At 64.4% G+C, this 17858-nt stretch carries 21 protein-coding genes; all 21 read left to right on the top strand.

Annotated elements, in window-relative coordinates; genetic code table 11:
* The first annotated feature begins 1 nt into the window (after nucleotide 1).
* The 21 genes from cheY (at nucleotide 2) to AC3WUF_RS12730 (ending at nucleotide 17675) form a co-directional block, all read left to right on the top strand.
* Entirely contained in the window at nucleotides 2-394 is a 393-nt protein-coding gene (gene cheY, locus AC3WUF_RS12830) for a chemotaxis response regulator CheY (protein WP_492426154.1), read from the top strand.
* Nucleotides 391-1128 (top strand): protein phosphatase CheZ, encoded by a 738-nt coding sequence (locus tag AC3WUF_RS12825; protein WP_492426152.1) that lies wholly within the window; start codon nucleotides 391-393, stop codon nucleotides 1126-1128. Before cheY ends, AC3WUF_RS12825 begins: the two co-directional genes overlap by 4 nt.
* Before the next feature lie 3 nt (nucleotides 1129-1131).
* On the top strand, nucleotides 1132-2898 hold the full coding sequence (locus tag AC3WUF_RS12820) for a chemotaxis protein CheA (RefSeq protein ID WP_492426150.1): 1767 nt from the start codon (nucleotides 1132-1134) through the stop codon (nucleotides 2896-2898).
* Complete coding sequence (locus AC3WUF_RS12815) at nucleotides 2891-3631, top strand: flagellar motor protein (RefSeq protein WP_492426148.1); 741 nt, start codon at nucleotides 2891-2893, stop codon at nucleotides 3629-3631. The genes AC3WUF_RS12820 and AC3WUF_RS12815 overlap by 8 nt, the downstream gene beginning before the upstream one ends.
* Before the next feature lie 9 nt (nucleotides 3632-3640).
* Nucleotides 3641-4624, top strand: a complete 984-nt coding sequence (gene motD, locus AC3WUF_RS12810; RefSeq protein ID WP_492426146.1) for a flagellar motor protein MotD — start codon at nucleotides 3641-3643, stop codon at nucleotides 4622-4624.
* On the top strand, nucleotides 4621-5133 hold the full coding sequence (locus AC3WUF_RS12805; RefSeq protein WP_492426144.1) for a chemotaxis protein CheW: 513 nt from the start codon (nucleotides 4621-4623) through the stop codon (nucleotides 5131-5133). The genes motD and AC3WUF_RS12805 overlap by 4 nt, the downstream gene beginning before the upstream one ends.
* Before the next feature lie 266 nt (nucleotides 5134-5399).
* Nucleotides 5400-5804, top strand: coding sequence for a hypothetical protein (locus AC3WUF_RS12800; RefSeq protein ID WP_492426142.1), 405 nt, complete (start codon nucleotides 5400-5402; stop codon nucleotides 5802-5804).
* Nucleotides 5805-5821: 17 nt separating this feature from the next.
* Complete coding sequence (locus tag AC3WUF_RS12795; protein WP_492426140.1) at nucleotides 5822-6304, top strand: hypothetical protein; 483 nt, start codon at nucleotides 5822-5824, stop codon at nucleotides 6302-6304.
* A 17-nt stretch (nucleotides 6305-6321) separates the two neighbouring features.
* Nucleotides 6322-6783: a GNAT family N-acetyltransferase gene (locus tag AC3WUF_RS12790; RefSeq protein ID WP_492426138.1), complete on the top strand. Its 462-nt coding sequence runs from the start codon at nucleotides 6322-6324 to the stop codon at nucleotides 6781-6783.
* Nucleotides 6784-7148: 365 nt separating this feature from the next.
* On the top strand, nucleotides 7149-7385 hold the full coding sequence (locus AC3WUF_RS12785) for a hypothetical protein (RefSeq protein ID WP_492426136.1): 237 nt from the start codon (nucleotides 7149-7151) through the stop codon (nucleotides 7383-7385).
* Between the two features lie 92 nt (nucleotides 7386-7477).
* A complete protein-coding gene (locus AC3WUF_RS12780) occupies nucleotides 7478-7948 on the top strand; it encodes a VOC family protein (RefSeq protein ID WP_492426134.1) in 471 nt (156 codons plus the stop codon).
* Nucleotides 7949-7972: 24 nt separating this feature from the next.
* A complete protein-coding gene (locus AC3WUF_RS12775; protein WP_492426132.1) occupies nucleotides 7973-8317 on the top strand; it encodes a hypothetical protein in 345 nt (114 codons plus the stop codon).
* Between the two features lie 41 nt (nucleotides 8318-8358).
* On the top strand, nucleotides 8359-9135 hold the full coding sequence (locus AC3WUF_RS12770) for a glutathione S-transferase family protein (protein WP_492426130.1): 777 nt from the start codon (nucleotides 8359-8361) through the stop codon (nucleotides 9133-9135).
* Between the two features lie 313 nt (nucleotides 9136-9448).
* Nucleotides 9449-9760 carry an STAS domain-containing protein gene (locus AC3WUF_RS12765; protein WP_492426128.1) on the top strand — a complete coding sequence of 104 codons (312 nt, stop codon included), beginning with the start codon at nucleotides 9449-9451 and terminating at the stop codon, nucleotides 9758-9760.
* Nucleotides 9757-10122 carry a response regulator gene (locus AC3WUF_RS12760; protein ID WP_492426126.1) on the top strand — a complete coding sequence of 122 codons (366 nt, stop codon included), beginning with the start codon at nucleotides 9757-9759 and terminating at the stop codon, nucleotides 10120-10122. The genes AC3WUF_RS12765 and AC3WUF_RS12760 overlap by 4 nt, the downstream gene beginning before the upstream one ends.
* Before the next feature lie 11 nt (nucleotides 10123-10133).
* On the top strand, nucleotides 10134-12137 hold the full coding sequence (locus AC3WUF_RS12755) for a chemotaxis protein CheA (RefSeq protein WP_492426124.1): 2004 nt from the start codon (nucleotides 10134-10136) through the stop codon (nucleotides 12135-12137).
* Between the two features lie 20 nt (nucleotides 12138-12157).
* On the top strand, nucleotides 12158-12670 hold the full coding sequence (locus AC3WUF_RS12750) for a chemotaxis protein CheW (RefSeq protein WP_492426122.1): 513 nt from the start codon (nucleotides 12158-12160) through the stop codon (nucleotides 12668-12670).
* Between the two features lie 51 nt (nucleotides 12671-12721).
* Entirely contained in the window at nucleotides 12722-15040 is a 2319-nt protein-coding gene (locus AC3WUF_RS12745; protein ID WP_492426120.1) for a methyl-accepting chemotaxis protein, read from the top strand.
* 30 nt (nucleotides 15041-15070) lie between these two features.
* Nucleotides 15071-15931, top strand: coding sequence for a CheR family methyltransferase (locus AC3WUF_RS12740; RefSeq protein WP_492426118.1), 861 nt, complete (start codon nucleotides 15071-15073; stop codon nucleotides 15929-15931).
* Nucleotides 15932-15933: 2 nt separating this feature from the next.
* Nucleotides 15934-16638 (top strand): chemoreceptor glutamine deamidase CheD, encoded by a 705-nt coding sequence (gene cheD / locus AC3WUF_RS12735; protein ID WP_492426116.1) that lies wholly within the window; start codon nucleotides 15934-15936, stop codon nucleotides 16636-16638.
* Nucleotides 16638-17675: a protein-glutamate methylesterase/protein-glutamine glutaminase gene (locus AC3WUF_RS12730; protein WP_492426114.1), complete on the top strand. Its 1038-nt coding sequence runs from the start codon at nucleotides 16638-16640 to the stop codon at nucleotides 17673-17675. The genes cheD and AC3WUF_RS12730 overlap by 1 nt, the downstream gene beginning before the upstream one ends.
* Nucleotides 17676-17858 lie beyond the last annotated feature (183 nt).

Here is a 17858-nt window from a genome sequence, read left to right as displayed (position 1 = left end):
TATGGACAAGAACATGCGAATACTGGTGGTGGACGATTTCTCGACGATGCGGCGCATCGTCAGGAACCTGCTGGCCGACCTTGGCTACGCCAATGTCACCGAGGCCGACGACGGCAAGACGGCCTGGCCGCTGCTGCAGACCAACACTTTCGATTTTGTCGTCACCGACTGGAACATGCCCGGCATGACCGGCATCGATCTGTTGCGCCACATCCGCGCCGATGCGCGGATCGGCAAGACGCCGGTGCTGATGGTCACCGCCGAAGCCCAGCGCGACCAGATCATCGAGGCGGCGCAGGCCGGCGTCAGCGGCTACATCATCAAGCCGTTCACTGCCGTCACCCTCAAGGAGAAGATCGACAAGATCTTCCAGCGCCTGGCAGAAGCGGCATGAACGCGCCGGCCGCTGCGCCGCTGCCCAGTCACGATCGCGCCTACGTCGCGAGCGCGCTGCGCATGGCGCTGGACCGGCTCGACATGGGCGACGCCGCCGGCTTCGACCAGCAGCTCGACGAGCTGATGCGCGCGCGGCAGCGCGGGCTGTACTCGAATCTGGCGCGGCTGAGCCGCGGTCTGCAGCAGCAGGTCCGCGCGATGCATCAGGACGACCAGATCGCACGCCTCGCCAACGACGGCATGCCGGATGCGCGGCACCGCCTCGACTACATCATGAAGGTCACCGAGAAGGCGGCGCACCGGACGCTGGATCTGGTCGACCAGGCGCATGAAGTGGCCTGCAGCCTGGGCTCCATCGCCGACCGCATGGTCGATATCGAATGCGATCTGGCGGTGCCGCATCCGGACGTGCCGCAGGCGCGGCAGAACATCCGCCAGCTCAGCAACGGCCTGCGCGCCGATGCGCAGGGGCTGCGTCTGACGCTGACGGCGCTGTCGCAGGCGCAGGAGTACCAGGACATCTCCGGCCAGCTGATCAAGCGCGTCATCACGCTGGTCTGCAATGTCGAGACCGTGCTGCACGAACTGCTGCGCGGCAGCGATGCCGAGTTCTCGGTGCCGGCCGCTGCGGTCGTGCCGGGCATGCTCGCCGGTCCGGCGGTCGAAGGCCTCGGTGCGCCGGCGGCAACTCAGCAGGACGCCGACGCGCTGCTGTCGGAACTGGGGTTCTGATCCATGAGTTCGATGGTCGACGACGACATCCGCAGTGACTTTCTCGCCGAAGCCGGCGAGCTGCTCGAGCGCGTGTCCGGCCAGCTCATCGAGCTGGAGGCACAGCCGCAGGACGCCGAACTGCTGAACGCGATCTTCCGGGCCTTCCATACGGTCAAGGGCGGCGCCGGCTTCCTGAATCTCGCGGTAATGGTCGATCTGTGCCATGCGACCGAGGATGTCTTCAACGCGCTGCGTAACGGTCGCTGCACGGTCAACGCCGCGCTGCTTGACGCAGTGCTGCAGGCGCTCGATCAGGTGCAGGCGATGATGGCCGCGGTCACCGCACGGGCGGAGCCGCAGGCAGCGCCGCCGGCGCTGGTGCAGCGTCTGCATGATCTCGCTGCCGGAGTCGCCCCCGTCGTCGTTGAAGCGCCGAAGCCGGCCGCCGCGTCCGCATCCGACACGATCAGCGAAGACGAATTCGAAGCGCTGCTCGATCAGCTGCAGGGCAAGCCCGGCGCTGCATCGGCGCCGGCCGCCGCTCCCGTGGCGTCGAGCGTTGAGGCGCCCGTTGCGGCCAGGCCGGCTACTCCATCGCCGTCGACCGCACCGGAAGCCGAGACGACGATCCGCGTCGACACGCATCGTCTCGACAAGCTGATGAACCTCGTCGGCGAGCTCGTGCTCGTCCGCAACCGCCTCAAGTCGCTGCGCGGCAAGAGCAGCGGCGAAGCCAATGCACGCGCCGTCAGCGAGCTGGACTTCATCACGCGCGGCCTGCAGGGCGCCGTGATGCAGATCCGCATGCAGCCGCTGCGCAAGGTGTTTTCCAGATTCCCGAAGCTCGCACGCGACGTCGCGCGCGGCCTCGGCAAGCAAGTCGACGTCACGCTCGAAGGGCAGGATACTGACCTCGACAAGAGTCTGGTCGAAGCGCTCGCCGATCCCCTGGTGCACATGGTCCGCAACAGCGTCGACCACGGCATCGAGATGCCGGAGGAGCGCGTGCGCCGCGGCAAACCGGCCGCCGGCCAGTTGAAGCTGTCGGCCCAGCAGGCCGGCGACCATATTCTCATCGTCGTCAGCGACGACGGCGCCGGCATGGATGCCGAGCGCATCCGCAGCAAGGCGATCGAGAAGGGCCTGCTCGATCGCGCGATGGCCGCGCGCCTGAGCACCGATGAATGCCTGCAGCTGGTCTGCCTGCCGGGCTTCTCGACCAAGGAGCAGGTGTCGGATCTGTCCGGCCGCGGCGTCGGCATGGATGTGGTCATGTCGCGCATCAAATCGCTGAACGGCAGCGTGCACATCCAGTCACGCCTCGGCCATGGCAGCGAGATTCACATCCGCGTGCCGCTGACGCTGGCGATCCTGCCGGCACTGATCGTCGACTGCGAAACGCAGCATTACGCCTTGCCGCTGAGCTCGGTGTCCGACGTGTTCCAGCTCGATCCGTCCGCGGTGCAGAAGCTCGACCGCTGGGATGTCGTGCTGACGCGCACCGACACGCTGCGCCTCGTGCCGCTCGATCCCTGGCTGTCGGCCCTCGATCGCGACGCACCGCGCCATGTCGTTGTTGCCCAGGTCGGCGACGAGCGCTATGGCTTCGTCGTCCGCGAAGTGCGCGGTCGCGAAGAGATTGTCATCAAGCCATTGGGCGCAAGCCTTCGTGGTCTGGCCGGCGTCGCCGGTGCGACCGTGATGCCGGATGGCCGGGTTGCGCTGATTCTCGACTTCGCCGGTCTGGTCGAAGCCTGGAAACGAACTTTGGGGATGCAGCATGGATAAGCTTTCTGTCATTGGCGTGGTGCTCGCCTTCATTGCGCTGATCGGCGGCAGCATCCTCAAGGGTGCGGGCGTCGGCGCGCTGCTGTCGCCGGCCGCGTTCGTCATCGTGCTCGTCGGCACCGTCGCGTCGATCCTGATTCATACGCCCGCCTCGACGTTCAAGATGGGCATGAAGATGGTCAAGTGGGTCTTCAAGCCGCCGCAGCAGGACTCGCATGCGCTGATCGAGCGCATCGTCGGCTGGAGCGGTACCGCCCGCAAGCAGGGCCTGCTTGCGCTGGAAAGCAGCGTCGAAGGCGAGTCGGACCTGTTCATCCGCAAGGGCCTGCAGATGCTCGTCGACGGCGCCGAGCCGGACGCGATCCGCAACGTGCTCGAAGTCGAGGCGCAGACGCGCGAGCACGAGGAAACCCAGGGTGCCAAGGTCTGGGAAGGCATGGGCATCTATGCGCCGACGCTGGGCATCATCGGTGCCGTGCTCGGCCTGATGTCGGTCATGCAGAACCTTGCCGACCCGAGCAAGCTCGGCCACGGCATCGCGGCGGCGTTCGTCGCGACGATCTACGGCATCGCCTCGGCGAACCTGTTCTTCCTGCCGATGGCGTCCAAGCTCAAGGCCGTCGTCGCCGGCCAGAACCGCGTGCGCGAGATGATCATCGAAGGGCTGATCTCGATCTCGCAGGGCGAGAACCCGCGCAACATCGAATCCAAGCTCAAGGGCTATCTGCACTAGAGGCCCGTCATGGCGAAGAAACACAAGCACGAAGACCACGTCAATCACGAAGCCTGGGCGATTCCCTATGGCGACCTGATCACGCTGCTGCTGGCGTTCTTCGTCGTCATGTATGCGGTGTCCTCGGTCAACGAGGGCAAGTACCGCGTGCTCGCGGATTCCTTGTCGCAGGCTTTCGGCGGTCCGCCGAAGTCGATGAAGCCGGTGCAGATGGGCAACCGCCCGGAGAAGGGCGCGTCCAGCGATTCGATGTTCAGCGCGGTGAACCTGCGCGGCTTCGAGTCGGAGCAGCCGGTGCGGCACATGCAGAGCCTGCGCGCGGTGCATACGCGCGAAACGGATGGGCAGGTCAGCACTGCGGACCAGCCGCAGAGCGAGGGTGAGCAGCGCGCCGCCGAATCACTGCGGCGGATGTCCGACGAAGTCGAGCTGGCGATGAAGGATCTGATCCGCGACCGTACGATCGTCGTCCGTCGCACCGCGCACTGGCTGGAGATCGAAATCAGCACCGACATCCTCTACGCCAGCGGCGTCGCGACCCTGGCGCCGAACGCAGTGCCGGTATTGAACCAGCTCGCGTCCATCCTGCGTCCGTTCCCGAATCCGATCAGCATCGAAGGTCACACCGACAACGTGCCGATCGCGACCAGCACGTTCCCGTCGAACTGGGAGCTTTCCGCCGCACGCGCGGCGAGCGTCGTGCACCTGTTCATGGGCGCCGGCGTCGCGCCGCAGCGCATGACCGTCATCGGCCTCGGCGAATACCGGCCCACCGCGTCGAACAGCGTTGCAGAGGGCCGCAACCGCAACCGCCGCGTCGTCGTCATCGTCATGGCGCATCCGGAAGATCCGGACCTGCCCGGCGGCCCGGCGGAAGCCACCTTGCCGGGCGCCGGCGAGGAGATGGCCACCGTCGTCAGCCCCGGCAATCATGTCGACACGATCGTCGTTCCTAGCGGAACCCTGAGCCTCATCAATGGAGCCATGCCGTGAGCGCGCAAGCGATTCCTGCTGCGACTGACCGCTACTTCGAAGCCCGCCGCCGCGAGGATCGCCTGTCGAGCTGGGTGTGCTTTCCGGTCGGCGAACAGACCTACGGCCTGCCGATCAGCTGCGTGCAGGAAGTGCTGTCGGCCGTCACCGTCGAGCCGGTGCCGGGAGCGGCTGCCGTCGTCGTCGGCGTCATCAACCTGCGCGGCAGCGTCGTCACCGTGCTCGATCTGCGCCTCTGCCTCGATCGCGAGGAAGGCCCGGCCGGCAAACGGGACATCGAAGCCAGGTACTGCATCGTCGTCCTCGACCTCGGCGGCGAGTTGTTCGGGTTGTGCGTCGACGGCGTTGCCGAAGTGCTCAAGCTGCCGAGCGGCGCGATCAAGCCGGCGCCCCGTGTCGGGGACGGCGACAATTCGGCACGTACACAGGGTTTGGTCAGCCGCGATGACCGGCTGTTGACGTTGCTCGACCCGGATTCACTGGTCGACGGACTGCGCTTTCTGGCTTGAGCGGTACTGCGCTCAACTAGTAAAGGTCGGGTGCTGCCCAGACGAGCGAATTACAGCCTATTCACAAAGCCCTCTGGCGCCAACTATGCTGCCGTGTCTTTTGGGTAATGTGATTCCATGTGCAGTTCCATGTTAGCTGTCGGCCCCCCATGCAACGCCTTGTTCTCGTGGGCGTTGGGACCATCTGTTTCGAGTTATTTGGAAATGCCGCCGGATTATGCGGCGTTCCATGTTCCTTCTATTTGGCGTTGGGCCGCAAAATGACCATGAGTTACGAACAGATACTGACTCTAGCTTCCAAGGAAGCTGACGCATTCAGTCTCACGTGGCGGCAAGAGTTTAGGTTCTCGAAGAAAGCGGCGCACATCGAGAAGAAACTGAAGCCGCACCAGCGTAACGAACAGATCACATCCAGTTGGCCTGGCACCGATCTAGTTGGCAGCACTGCTTTGGTAAGAACCTACGGCCTCAACGAGGCAACGTTAGCTGTGCTGTCCGAGGTGCCCGGGATATTCAGTTGGCTGGCACCCCACTATCCGGAGGACTTGGCGTTTTACAATAACGGTGCGGTGGTTTTCTGGTCCATCGCTCACGAGAAAGAAGCCGGGTTCGCGGCCCAACCAACGGTCCACGGGTCGACGCCTCCGCCTTCGGCGGAGCCGCGCCCTTAACCTGGGCGTTCGGCGTCATGACACGGTTCGCCGAACCCACTCTCAGGGCTCGCCAGTTGTTTTTCTTGGCAGCCATCTTGTTGGCGGGGGTAACGCTCCTCTTAAGCCGCCTCAATCAGCTGCTTCCGCCGCTGAGCAGCGACCTTTCACTTCTTGCGGATCAGGTCATTAATCGCGCGTTTTGGTCTGCCGTGGCTAGTACCACACTCGTTGCGGTGCTTTCGTTCATTGCAGTTCACTATACGCAGCGTGCTGCTCGGTCTGGACAATGGCCGCCTCCAGGAATGGCTGTGCCATTTCGCGTAAAGATAGTGGAGATCAAGAAGCCTGCGGTCGCGTGGCTGTATCTTGCCGTGCTGTTGGCGCTGTTTGTAATTCAAGCAGCGTTACCTTGGTACAAGTACTCGCGATTGAAAGAGGTCGAAGCGTTGGTCAGCAGTGTCGGCCACCCAAGGGTTCAAGGGCCGACGTCTCCACTGTCGGCGGAGCCGCGTCCTTAACCCGGGCGTTAGACCCCATGCGCATTCGTCCCGCAACGGCAGAGGACATTCCAGATTGTGTGGTCCTGCGCGGGCTTACTCGCGAGAACGCCGTCTCGCCTGGGCGTCTTGCGGAAAAGGGGATCACCGTTGAATCCTGGGCCGGCGAAGTCGCGTCCGGCACATTGCCCGGCTTCGTTTGCGTCGACGCGGACTCCATCGTCGGCTACTGCTTCGGGAATAGAACCACCGGAGAGGTTGTCGTCCTCGCGCTGCTGCCGCCATACGAAGCCAAGGGCATCGGCAAGCAACTACTGGACCTTGTAGTGGACCTCCTTGTAGGGGCTGGGCATAGACGGCTGTTCCTCGGGTGTTCTTCGGACCCGGCAGTGAGATCACATGGTTTCTATAGACACCTTGGCTGGGCTTCTTCCGGTACATTCGATCTCTCGGGAGACGAAATACTGGAGCTCTTTCCTCGGAGGAAGAATGAAGCCTGACAGTTCATTCAACTCCGATGTCCAGGCCCTCGGAGTGGCCGCGGGTTAATTTGGACCTCGGGTTCGCTATGCCGGAACTGTATTTCAGGCATTACAAAGGGACGCGGCAATGAACTTCAGAAAGTTCGTTCCCATTTGCTGAGTTGATGCTATAGCTCTGCCCGCGTTTCTGCCTTCGCTTCTCTGCGGCGGAAACGCAGCTAAGCTAAGGCAGTGGTCGAATGTGAAAGTCTTGAGTCAGCCAGGAGCGCCAATTGTTCGAGCACCGTGATCAACCGCTTCTCCCTCGACCGCAGTTCTTCGCCCGGCTCGCGAGAAGTGCGGGTGTCGCGTCCGTACTCGTGATGGCCTCACTCGGAGTAGGTATGCTCGGCTATCGCCTGACTGAGAACCTCAGTTGGGTGGATGCATTCTTGAATGCGGCGATGCTGCTGGGTGGCATGGGGCCGGTGAATGCGCCGGTGACGCTGGGGGGCAAGCTGTTTGCGGGCATCTACGCGCTCTACTGCGGGTTGGCGGTCATCATGATTGCCGGGCTTCTCCTGGCGCCATTGGCTCACCGTCTCCTGCATCGCTTTCATCTGGAAGGCCGCAAGCGGTGACGTCGCCGCTGAACTGCCGTGTCGGGCAGCGTAGCGTCCTCGTTGTGCGGGAACTTTGTCGCATCGAGGCGTGAAACGCCAAGGAGAACATCTTGACGGTCAAGCGTATGGACAACGTCGGCATTGTCGTCGCCGACCTCGATGCCGCGATTGAGTTCTTCACCGAGCTCGGCCTCGATCTGGAGGGGCGCGCCCCTGTCGAGGGAGAGTGGGCCGGCGGTGTCACTGGACTGCGCGACATGCGCGTCGAGATCGCGATGATGCGTACGCCGGACGGTCACAGCCGGCTTGAGCTGTCGCGCTTCCTCGCGCCGCCGGTGGTTGCCGATCACCGCAACGCGCCGGTGAACGCGCTCGGGTATCTGCGCGTCATGTTCACCGTGGAAGACATTGACGACACCCTTGCCCGGCTGATCAAGCGCGGCGCGAAGCTGGTTGGCGAAGTCGTCCAGTATGAAAACATGTATCGCCTTTGCTACATCAGGGGCCCCGAAGGGATTCTCATCGGCCTTGCGGAGGAGCTGGGGCAGCATCAGTCCCGAGTGAATCCGATGAAGTCATAGCATTGATTGCCTAAGGAGCATCGCATGTCGGACTACGCAGAAGTCTTCGAAGCGCTGAGCAAGATTCTCCGGAAGCAGTCGAAGGGGCTCACGGCGAAGATCGACAGCAGCGACAATCTTTACCTTGAAGCTGGCCCCGCGGCGCCGAAGGGCAAGCCTGAGTTCTTTGGGGCGGTCCAGATCAAGAAGTCTTATGTGAGTTACCACCTGATGCCGGTCTATTCCAAGCCGGAGCTTCTCGACGGTGTGTCCGTGGAGCTCCGGTCCAAGATGCAGGGGAAGTCCTGCTTCAACTTCAAGGTGGTAGATGCCCAGCTTTTCAAAGAACTCGATGCGCTGACCAAGGCCTGCCGCGCTACGATCAAATGAGGCACTCCCGCGCCTGGCAATTTTCTGAGGGCTGACCGGGCATGGACACTCCGCTGCTATGGCACATCCCGCTGTCGCACTACAACGAAAAGGTGCGGTGGACGCTGGACTACAAGGCGGTTTCGCATCGGCGCCGGGTGTTGGGTCCGGACTATCTGATTCGGGCATGGCGGGCGACGGGGCAGGGCAAGTTGCCGATCCTGTGGCTTGACGATCGGGCGATCGCCGATTCGACGCGGATCATCGCGGCGCTGGAGGCGAGTTACCCGCAGCCGGCCTTGTACCCGCGGGACGCAGCTGCGCGACAGCGTGCGCTGGCGCTGGAAGATTATTTCGACGAGACCTTGGGGCCGGCCGCACGTGCGGCGATCGTGACGCCCTTGTTCGCGAGCGATCCGGACATCGGCTTGCGGGTGTTGATGACGGGAATGCCGGACCCGGCGTATCGGACGATGCGGCGCTTGCTGCGGGTCTTTCCGGCGTTCTATCGCTTCCGCCACAAGATCAGCGCGGCGGATCTGGAGAAGGATCGTGCTGCCGTCGTCGCGGCGCTGGACCGGATCGAGCAGGAGCGGCAGGGTCGCGAGTATCTGGTGGGCGATGCTTTCACGGTGGCGGACCTGACGGCCGCCGCCTTGATGGGGCCGGTGCTGCAGCCGCCGGAGATTCAGTATCCGCTGCAGGTCGAGTTGCCGTCGTATGTAGAGGACTATCGCGCTGGCCTGCTGCGGCATCCGGCGGCGCAGTGGGCGGCGGGAATCTATCGCCGCCATCGGGGGCAATCCGCGGAAGTTCGGCGGTCTGATATCGGCGCCTAGCCGGCGTTGCCCGCAGTCTCGACCTTCGTTTGTGCTTGAGGTGCTGTTCCCGGATTGCATCCGGGCTACGTTGACTTGAGGTGCTGCTCCCGGATTTCACCCGGGCTACGTTGGGTGGTTTGTCGGCTTCCTGACGCCCGTACCGGGCTATCCCATGGCTCTTTGCCGTTTGGCGGTCTGGATGGCGCGTTCATCCGCTGTCGGCTTTGGACTACAAGGGCCGCGCCGAAACCCTCGCAACGGAACTGACAACGGGACCGGGTTTTGCACCAGCCCCGTTGAGGTTCAGAACCGTCAAACAGGGAGCGCCGCCATGCCGCAGGTTTCTCAGTCGTCCGCCAGTCCGCACCATTTTCATCTGCCTGCGGAGCTGGGCATCGAAAACGCCAGCGATACCTACAGCCAGCTGCTGAGTCATGTCGATGACGAGGCGCCGGTGGTGCTGGATGCCGCCGACGTGGCGCGCGTGCATACCGCCGCGCTGCAGCTGTTCTGCATGTTCTGCCAGGACCGCCGCAACATCGGCCGCGAGACGCATTGGTCGCATCCCTCCGAGGCCCTGAAGAGCGCCGCCGCGCTGCTTGGGGTCACCACGCTTTTGCAACTGGCACGGGAGCAGGCATGACCGCTCGCATTCTGGCTGTCGACGATTCTGCCTCGATGCGGCAGATGGTCAGCTTCACCCTCAAGGACGCCGGCTATGAAGTGGCCGAAGCCGAAGACGGTGTGGCTGCGTTGAATCTCGCGAAGCGCGAGAAATTCCGCCTCGTCCTCTGCGACGTCAACATGCCGAACATGGACGGCATCACGCTGGTGCGCGAGCTGCGCCAGCTGCAGGACTACAAGTACACGCCCTTGCTGGTGCTGACGACCGAGTCGGGCTCCGACAAGAAGGCCGAGGGCAAGTCGGCCGGCGCAACCGGCTGGCTGGTCAAGCCCTTCAATCCGGAGCAGCTCATCGCGACGGTTCAGCGCGTCGTCGGCTAGGAAGATCGCTCATGTCGATGGACCTCAGCCGCTTCCATCGCACCTTCTTCGACGAAAGCTTCGAAGGGCTCGATGCGATGGAGTCGGCCCTGCTGAGTTTCGACGTCGGCAGTGCCGATGCCGAAACCGTCAACACGATCTTCCGGGCCGCGCATTCGATCAAGGGTGGCGCCGGCACCTTCGGGTTCTCGGCGATTGCCGCGTTCACGCATCATGTCGAGACGCTGCTCGACCGCGTGCGCAGCGGAAAGCACTGCATTTCCCAGGCGGATGTCGATCTGCTGCTGCGCGCGGTCGATGTCGAGCGGGCGATGCTCAAGGCGGCATCCGACGGCGGCGAGTTCGATCCCGCGGCGGCTGCGCTTGTCGAGCGCGAGCTGGAGGCCTGCCTGGGCCTGGTCGCGCCGGCGAAGAAAGTCGAAGCCGCTATGACCGCATCCGCCGGCTGGCTGATCCGCTTCACGCCGAAACCCGAACTTTTTTCCAGCGGCAACGATCCGCTGTGCATCCTCCGCGAGCTGGCGGGTCTGGGCCATGCCGAGATCGTCTGCGACGCCGAGCGCCTGCCGGGTCTGCGCAGCGCCGAGGCCGATCTTTGCTATCTGGCCTGGACGATCCGCCTGCAGGGCAGTGCCACCGAGGCGCAGGTCCGCGAGCTGTTTTCCTGGGTCGAGGACGAGTGCCGTCTCGACATCGAGCCGCTGAGCAGCGCTGAAGCGTCCACTATTGCGGTCGCGGAATCCGTGGCCGCCGAACACACCGAAACGCCGCCGCCGGTCACCGGCGGTGCAAAGCTCAGCGTGGTCGAAGGTGGCGGCGACCGCAATGCCGCCGGCGGTTCGATCCGTGTCAGCACCGAGAAGATCGACGCGCTGATCAATCTGGTCGGCGAACTGGTGATCACGCAGGCCATGCTGATGCAGCAGGCCGGCCAGCTCGATCCGGTGCAGAACGAACGCATGCTGCAGGGTCTGTCGCAGCTCGATCGCAACACCCGCATGCTGCAGGAAGCTGTGATGCTGACCCGCATGCTGCCGATGGATTTTGTCTTCAGCCGCTTCCCGCGCATGGTCCGCGATCTGTCGGGCAAGCTCGGCAAGCAGGTGCGCCTGACGACCGTGGGCGAGAACACCGAACTCGACAAGTCGGTCATCGAACGCATTGCCGATCCGCTCAACCATCTCGTGCGCAACGCGCTCGACCACGGCATCGAGACGCCGGAGGCGCGCATTGCCGCCGGCAAGGATCCCTGCGGGACGATCCGCCTGTCGGCTGCGCATCAGGGCGGCAGCATTCTCATTGAAGTGGTCGACGACGGCCGCGGTCTCGACCGCGAGCGGCTGATTGCCAAGGCGCGCGAGCGCGGCATCGACGTTGCCGACACGATCAGCGATGCCGAGGTCTGGCAGCTGATCTTCGCGCCGGGATTCTCGACGGCCGCGGCGGTCACCGATGTATCCGGCCGCGGTGTCGGCATGGATGTCGTCAAGAAGAACATCATGGCGGTCGGCGGCCAGGTCGACATCACGACCCAGCCTGGTAACGGCATGAAGGTCAGCATCCGCCTGCCGCTGACCTTGGCGATCCTCGACGGCATGTCGGTCGATGTCGCCGGCGAGATCTTCATCCTGCCGCTGTCGTCGGTGCTCGAATCTCTGCAGCCGCAGGCGGAGCAGATCAAGCGCGTGGCCGATGCCGGCAGCGTGATCCGCGTCCGCAACGAATACCTGCCGCTGATGGACCTGCGCGACTGGTTCGGCCTGCCGGGCGAACGCCGGCTGCCGCAGCAGTCGATCGTCGTCATCGTCGAAGGCGAGGGCCGCAAGCTCGCCGTGCAGATCGACGATCTGGTCGGCCAGCAGCAGGTGGTCATCAAGAGCCTGGAGACCAACTACCGCCGCGTGCGGGGTGTCTCCGGCGCCACCATTCTCGGCGACGGCCGCGTGTCGCTGATTCTCGATGTTGCCTCACTGGTGCGCCTGTTCTCGCAGAGCAGCGTCGCGCTGGCAGCCTGACGTATTCCCAGGACCGACCCATGAACAGTACCCACCCGATCACCGACCCGCGCAACGGCAGCAACGGCGCGCCGCCGAACGAGTTCCTGACCTTCACGCTCGGCGACGAGGAGTACGGCGTCGACATCCTCAAGGTCCAGGAGATTCGCGGCTACGACACCGTGACGAAGATTCCGGATGCGCCGGATTTCATCAAGGGCGTAATCAACCTGCGCGGCACGATCGTGCCGGTCGTCGACATGCGCATCAAGTTCAAGCTCGGCCGCGCCGACTACAACGACTTCACGGTGATGATCATCCTCAACATCGCGCGGCGCGTGGTCGGCATGGTCGTCGATGGCGTGTCCGATGTGATGCAGCTGCTGCCCGAACAGATTCGCCCGGCGCCGGAATTCGGCGCCGCGCTCAACACCCGCTACATCACCGGCCTCGGCACGCTCGACCAGCGGATGCTGATCCTGGTCGACATCGAGAAGCTGATGTCCGGTGCCGACATGGCGCTGATGGATGCGCACGCCCAGTCCCTGCAGTAAGCCCAGCGCCAGAACCCTTTCCGCAATCGTATCAACCACAGGCAGCCCGCCATGAAAACCGCCAAGTCCGCGAAACCGGTCAAGTCCTCGAAGTCGAAGAAGCCGACGGTCAAGGCCGCCGCGAAGAAGCCCGCCAGGAAAGCCGTCAAGGCAGCGCCTGTCGCAAAACGCGTGGACAGCGGCGCCACGCTGCGCGCCGACCTGGAAGGCCAGATCGCCGCGATCAACCGCTCGCAGGCGGTCATCGAGTTCCATCTCGATGGCACGATCATCAAGGCCAACGACAATTTCCTGAATACCGTCGGCTATACGCTCGACGAGATTCGCGGCCAGCATCACTCGCTGTTCGTCGATCCGGTCTACAAGGCCAGCGCCGAATACCGTGCGTTCTGGGACAAGCTCGGCCGCGGCGAGTTCGACTCCGGCCAGTACAAGCGCTACGGCAAGGGCAGCAAGGAAGTCTGGATCGAGGCGAGCTACAACCCGATCTTCGATGCCCAGGGTAAGGCCTTCAAGGTCGTCAAGTACGCGACCAACATCACCGCGGCGAAGATGCATGCAGCGGATGTCGGCGGCCAGCTGTCGGCGATCTCCAAGGCGCAGGCCGTCATCGAGTTCACGCTCGACGGCAAGATCATGGTCGCCAACGACAACTTCCTGGCGACGGTCGGCTACAGCCTCGACGAGATCCGCGGCCAGCATCATTCGATGTTTGTCGATCCGGCTTATCGCGCCAGCAACGAGTACCGGCTGTTCTGGGAGAAGCTCGGCCGCGGCGAATACGATGCCGGTGAGTACAAGCGTTACGGCAAGGGCGGCAAGGAGGTCTGGATCCAGGCGAGCTACAACCCGATCATGGACATGAACGGCAAGCCGTTCAAGGTCGTCAAGTACGCGACCGACATCACCGCGCAGAAGGTCCGCAGCGCCGACTACGAAGGCCAGCTGGCGGCCATCTCGAAGGCGCAGGCCGTCATCGAGTTCACACTCGACGGCCGGATCACGCATGCCAACGAGAACTTCCTCGCGACGCTCGGCTACACGCTCGACGAGATCCGCGGCCAGCATCATTCGATGTTTGCCGAGGCCAGCTATCGCGCGAGCAACGACTATCGGCTGTTCTGGGAGAAGCTCGGCCGCGGCGAATATGACGCCGGCCAGTACAAGCGTATCGGCAAGGGCGGCAAGGAGATCTGGATCCAGGCCAGCTACAACCCGATCCTCGACATGAACGGCAAGCCGTTCAAGGTCGTCAAGTACGCGACCGACGTCACCGAGCAGGTCAAGGCCTCCGAGGTGCTGCGCGATGCGGTGGCGCAGACCCAGCAGGTGGTCGTCGCGGCGAAGGATGGCGATCTGACCAAGCGCATTGTGCTCGACGGCAAGACCGGCTCGATCCGCGATCTGTGCTCGGGCATCAACGACCTGGTCGACAACATGGCCAGCGTGGTCGGCCGCATCAAGGAAGCGACGGTGGCGATCAACACCGCCGCGCGCGAAATCTCCACCGGCAACAGCGATCTTTCCGCGCGCACCGAGCAGCAGGCGGCGTCGCTGGAGGAGACCGCTTCGTCGATGGAAGAGCTGACCTCGACGGTCAAGCAGAACGCCGAGAACGCCAAGCAGGCCAACCAGCTCGCGGTCGGCGCCTCGGATGTCGCCCGCAAGGGTGGGCACGTCGTCAGCGAGGTAGTGACGACGATGTCGGCCATCAACGAGTCGAGCAAGAAGATCGTCGACATCATCAGCGTCATCGACGGCATCGCCTTCCAGACCAACATCCTCGCGCTCAACGCGGCGGTCGAGGCGGCACGTGCCGGCGAACAGGGCCGCGGCTTCGCGGTGGTTGCCGCCGAGGTGCGCAGCCTCGCGCAGCGCAGCGCCGGCGCGGCGAAGGAGATCAAGAGCCTGATCAGCGATTCGGTCGAGAAGGTCGGCAACGGCTCCAAGCTGGTCGAACAGGCCGGCAAGACGATGGAGGAGATCGTCACCAGCGTGAAGCGCGTCACCGACATCATGGCGGAGATCAGCGCGGCCTCGCAGGAGCAGAGCCAGGGCATCGAGCAGGTCAACCAGACGATCACGTCGATGGACGAGGTCACCCAGCAGAACGCGGCGCTCGTCGAGGAGGCTTCGGCATCGGCCCGCTCGCTCGAAGAGCAGGCACAGGGCCTCAACAGCTCGGTCAACCGCTTCAAGGTCGACGACAGCGCGGTGCGCAGTGCCGATCCGGTCGTCGAGAGCCGGCCGGCGACGCGCAACGTCACCGTGATGCCGGCCCGTGCGACGCGCACCGCGGCGGCACCTGCACGCAAGGCGGCGGCCAACGGCCACGCCGTGAAGCAGGACGAGCAGTGGACCGAGTTCTAAGCCAGGCCCATCGCCCAATACTCGCCCAACATGTCAGCCAGCAGCGTGGAATCCGGACAGCGGGAGTTTGTGTTCTCGGCACGCGACTTCGGGCGCGTCCGTGAGCTGATTCACGGCCGCGCCGGCATCGCGCTGGCTGACAGCAAGCAGGACATGGTCTACAGCCGTCTGTCGCGGCGGCTGCGCGCCCTGGGCCTGAGCTCCTTCGGCGAATATCTCGGCCGTCTCGATCGACCCGACGAGCCGGAGTGGGAGGCCTTCACCAACGCGCTGACGACGAACCTGACGTCGTTCTTCCGCGAGGCGCATCACTTCGAGCAGCTGCGCGAGCTGCTGCTTTCCAGCAAGGCGGCACAGCCGCTGCGCCTATGGTGCTCGGCGGCGTCGACCGGCGAAGAACCGTACTCGATGGCGATCAGCGCCTGCGAGGCCTTCGGCACGCTGACGCCGCCGGTCCGCATCCTTGCGACCGATCTCGACACGCAGGTGCTCGAGACCGCGGCGCGCGGCGTCTATCCGCTGGAGCGGGTCGAGCGCATGGCGCCGGAGCTGCTGCGCAAGTATTTCCGCCGCGGCGGCGGTTCGGCGTCCGGCCTGTGCCGTGTGCGCGACGAACTGCGCGCGCTGATCGAGTTCCGCCAACTGAATCTGCTCGATGCACGTTATCCGATGCGCGGGCCATTCGAAGCGATCTTCTGCCGCAACGTCATGATCTATTTCGACAAGCCGACCCAGCGCGGTGTGCTGCAGCGGATGATGCCGCTGCTGGCGCGGGAAGGCCGCTTCTTTGCCGGCCATTCGGAAAGCTTCTTCCATGCCGTCGATCTGGTCGCGTCCTGCGGGCGCACCGTGTATCGCCATCCTTCCGCTGCGCAGACGAGGAGCGCCTGAGCATGGACGGTCAGGGTTACAGGGCTCGCGTCACCGAGAGTAGCCCGGGTGAAACCCGGGACGGCAGCGCCCGGGCGGCGACATCCCCGGGTTTCACCCGGGCTACGAAGACGCGCCTCGCTGAGCAGGGCGGTGCTGATGGCGGCTACTACGACAACCGCTTCCAGGCGACGGCCGTCAAGGTCCTGCCGGGCGAGTACAAGGTCACCAGTGACGACGTCATGCTCGTGACGGTGCTCGGCTCCTGCGTGTCCGCCTGCATCCGCGATCCGCATGCCGGCATCGGCGGCATGAATCACTTCATGCTGCCGGAAGGCGAGTTCTCGACCGGCGTATCGTCGGCCCGCTACGGCGGTTATGCGATGGAAATGCTGATCAACGATTTGCTCAAGCGCGGTGCCGCGCGTCAGCGACTCGAGGCCAAGGTGTTCGGTGGCGGCAACGTGCTGCCGGGTTTTCATACCGTCAACATCGGCCAGCGCAATGCCGAGTTCGTCCGCACGTATCTGCGCGGCGAGGGCATCGCCACCCGCTGCGAGGATCTCGGCGGCCAGGCTCCGCGCCGCGTGCATTACTTCCCGATCGACGGCCGTGCCTTCGTTAAATGCCTGCCGGTGGCGCAGAAGTCCAGCGTGGTCGCCGAGGAGTCTCGTTACATCCACCGTCTCAAGCAGGAGCCCGCCGCGGGTTCCGTGGAGCTTTTCTGATGCCGCGCCTGCGCACCCTGATCGTCGACGACTCGGCGCTGATCCGCAATCTGCTGAGCGAGATTCTCAGCGCGGACCCCGATATCGAAGTCGTCGGCACCGCGCCCGATCCGCTGATTGCGCGCGAGAAGATCAAGCTGCTCAAGCCGGATGTGCTGACGCTGGACGTCGAGATGCCGCGCATGGACGGCCTGACCTTCCTTGAAAACCTGATGCGCCTGCACCCGCTGCCGGTACTGATGGTTTCCACACTGACCGAGCGCGGTGCGGAGACGACGCTGCAGGCGCTGGAACTCGGCGCGGTGGATTTCGTCACCAAGCCGAAGCTCGATGTCGTCGCCGGCCTGAACGACTACGCCGAGCTGCTGCGCGAGAAACTCAAGGCGGTTGCGCGGTCGCGCCCGCGGACGGTCGGGCAGGTCGCGATACGGGCACCGACGCTAGTCTCGCCGCGACGCAGCCTGCGCACGACCGACCAGATCATTGCGATCGGCGCATCGACCGGCGGTACCGAGGCGATCAAGGCGGTGCTGGAGCAGATGCCGCCGGACGCGCCGGCAATCGTCATCACCCAGCACATTCCGGCGATGTTCTCTGCGCCGTTCGCCGCGCGCATGGACCGCAGCTCCGCAATGTCGGTCTGCGAAGCCCAGGACGGCCAGCAGATCGTGCCGGGGCATGCCTACATCGCGCCGGGTGGCCGCCATCTGCGCGTCGAGCGCAGCGGTGCGCGTTATCTGTGCCGGCTCGGCGACGACGCGCCGGTCAACCGGCACAAGCCGAGCGTCGACGTGCTGTTCCGTTCGGTTGCGCAGAACGTCGGCAGCAATGCCGTCGCGGCGATCCTCACCGGCATGGGCGACGACGGCGCGCGCGGTTTGCTCGAGATGCGCGGCGCCGGTGCCCGCGTGCTGGCGCAGGACGAAGCGAGCAGCGTCGTCTGGGGCATGCCGGGTGCCGCGGTGAAGCTCGGTGCGCCGGAGCAGGTGCTGCCGCTCGGCAGCGTTGCCGGCCAGCTGCTGGCATGGGCAACGTGATGAACGGTCTCAAGTGCCGACCATCCGCGCCGATAGCAGCTTCAAGCAGAACTTTGCAGTGCCCATTTTCAAGGCAAGACCCAACGCCATTCCCCTGGAGCTGATCGTGGCAGACAAGATCTGGAAACCGTTTCTGATTCCGAGCTTCGCCGTACTGCCGCATCTGGCGGCGATTGGCGCGGG

The organism is Fontimonas sp. FW305-C-3 (genome assembly GCF_058783185.1).
The sequence above is the reverse complement of the archived record's forward strand: the minus strand, read 5'-3'. Positions and strand labels throughout refer to the sequence as shown.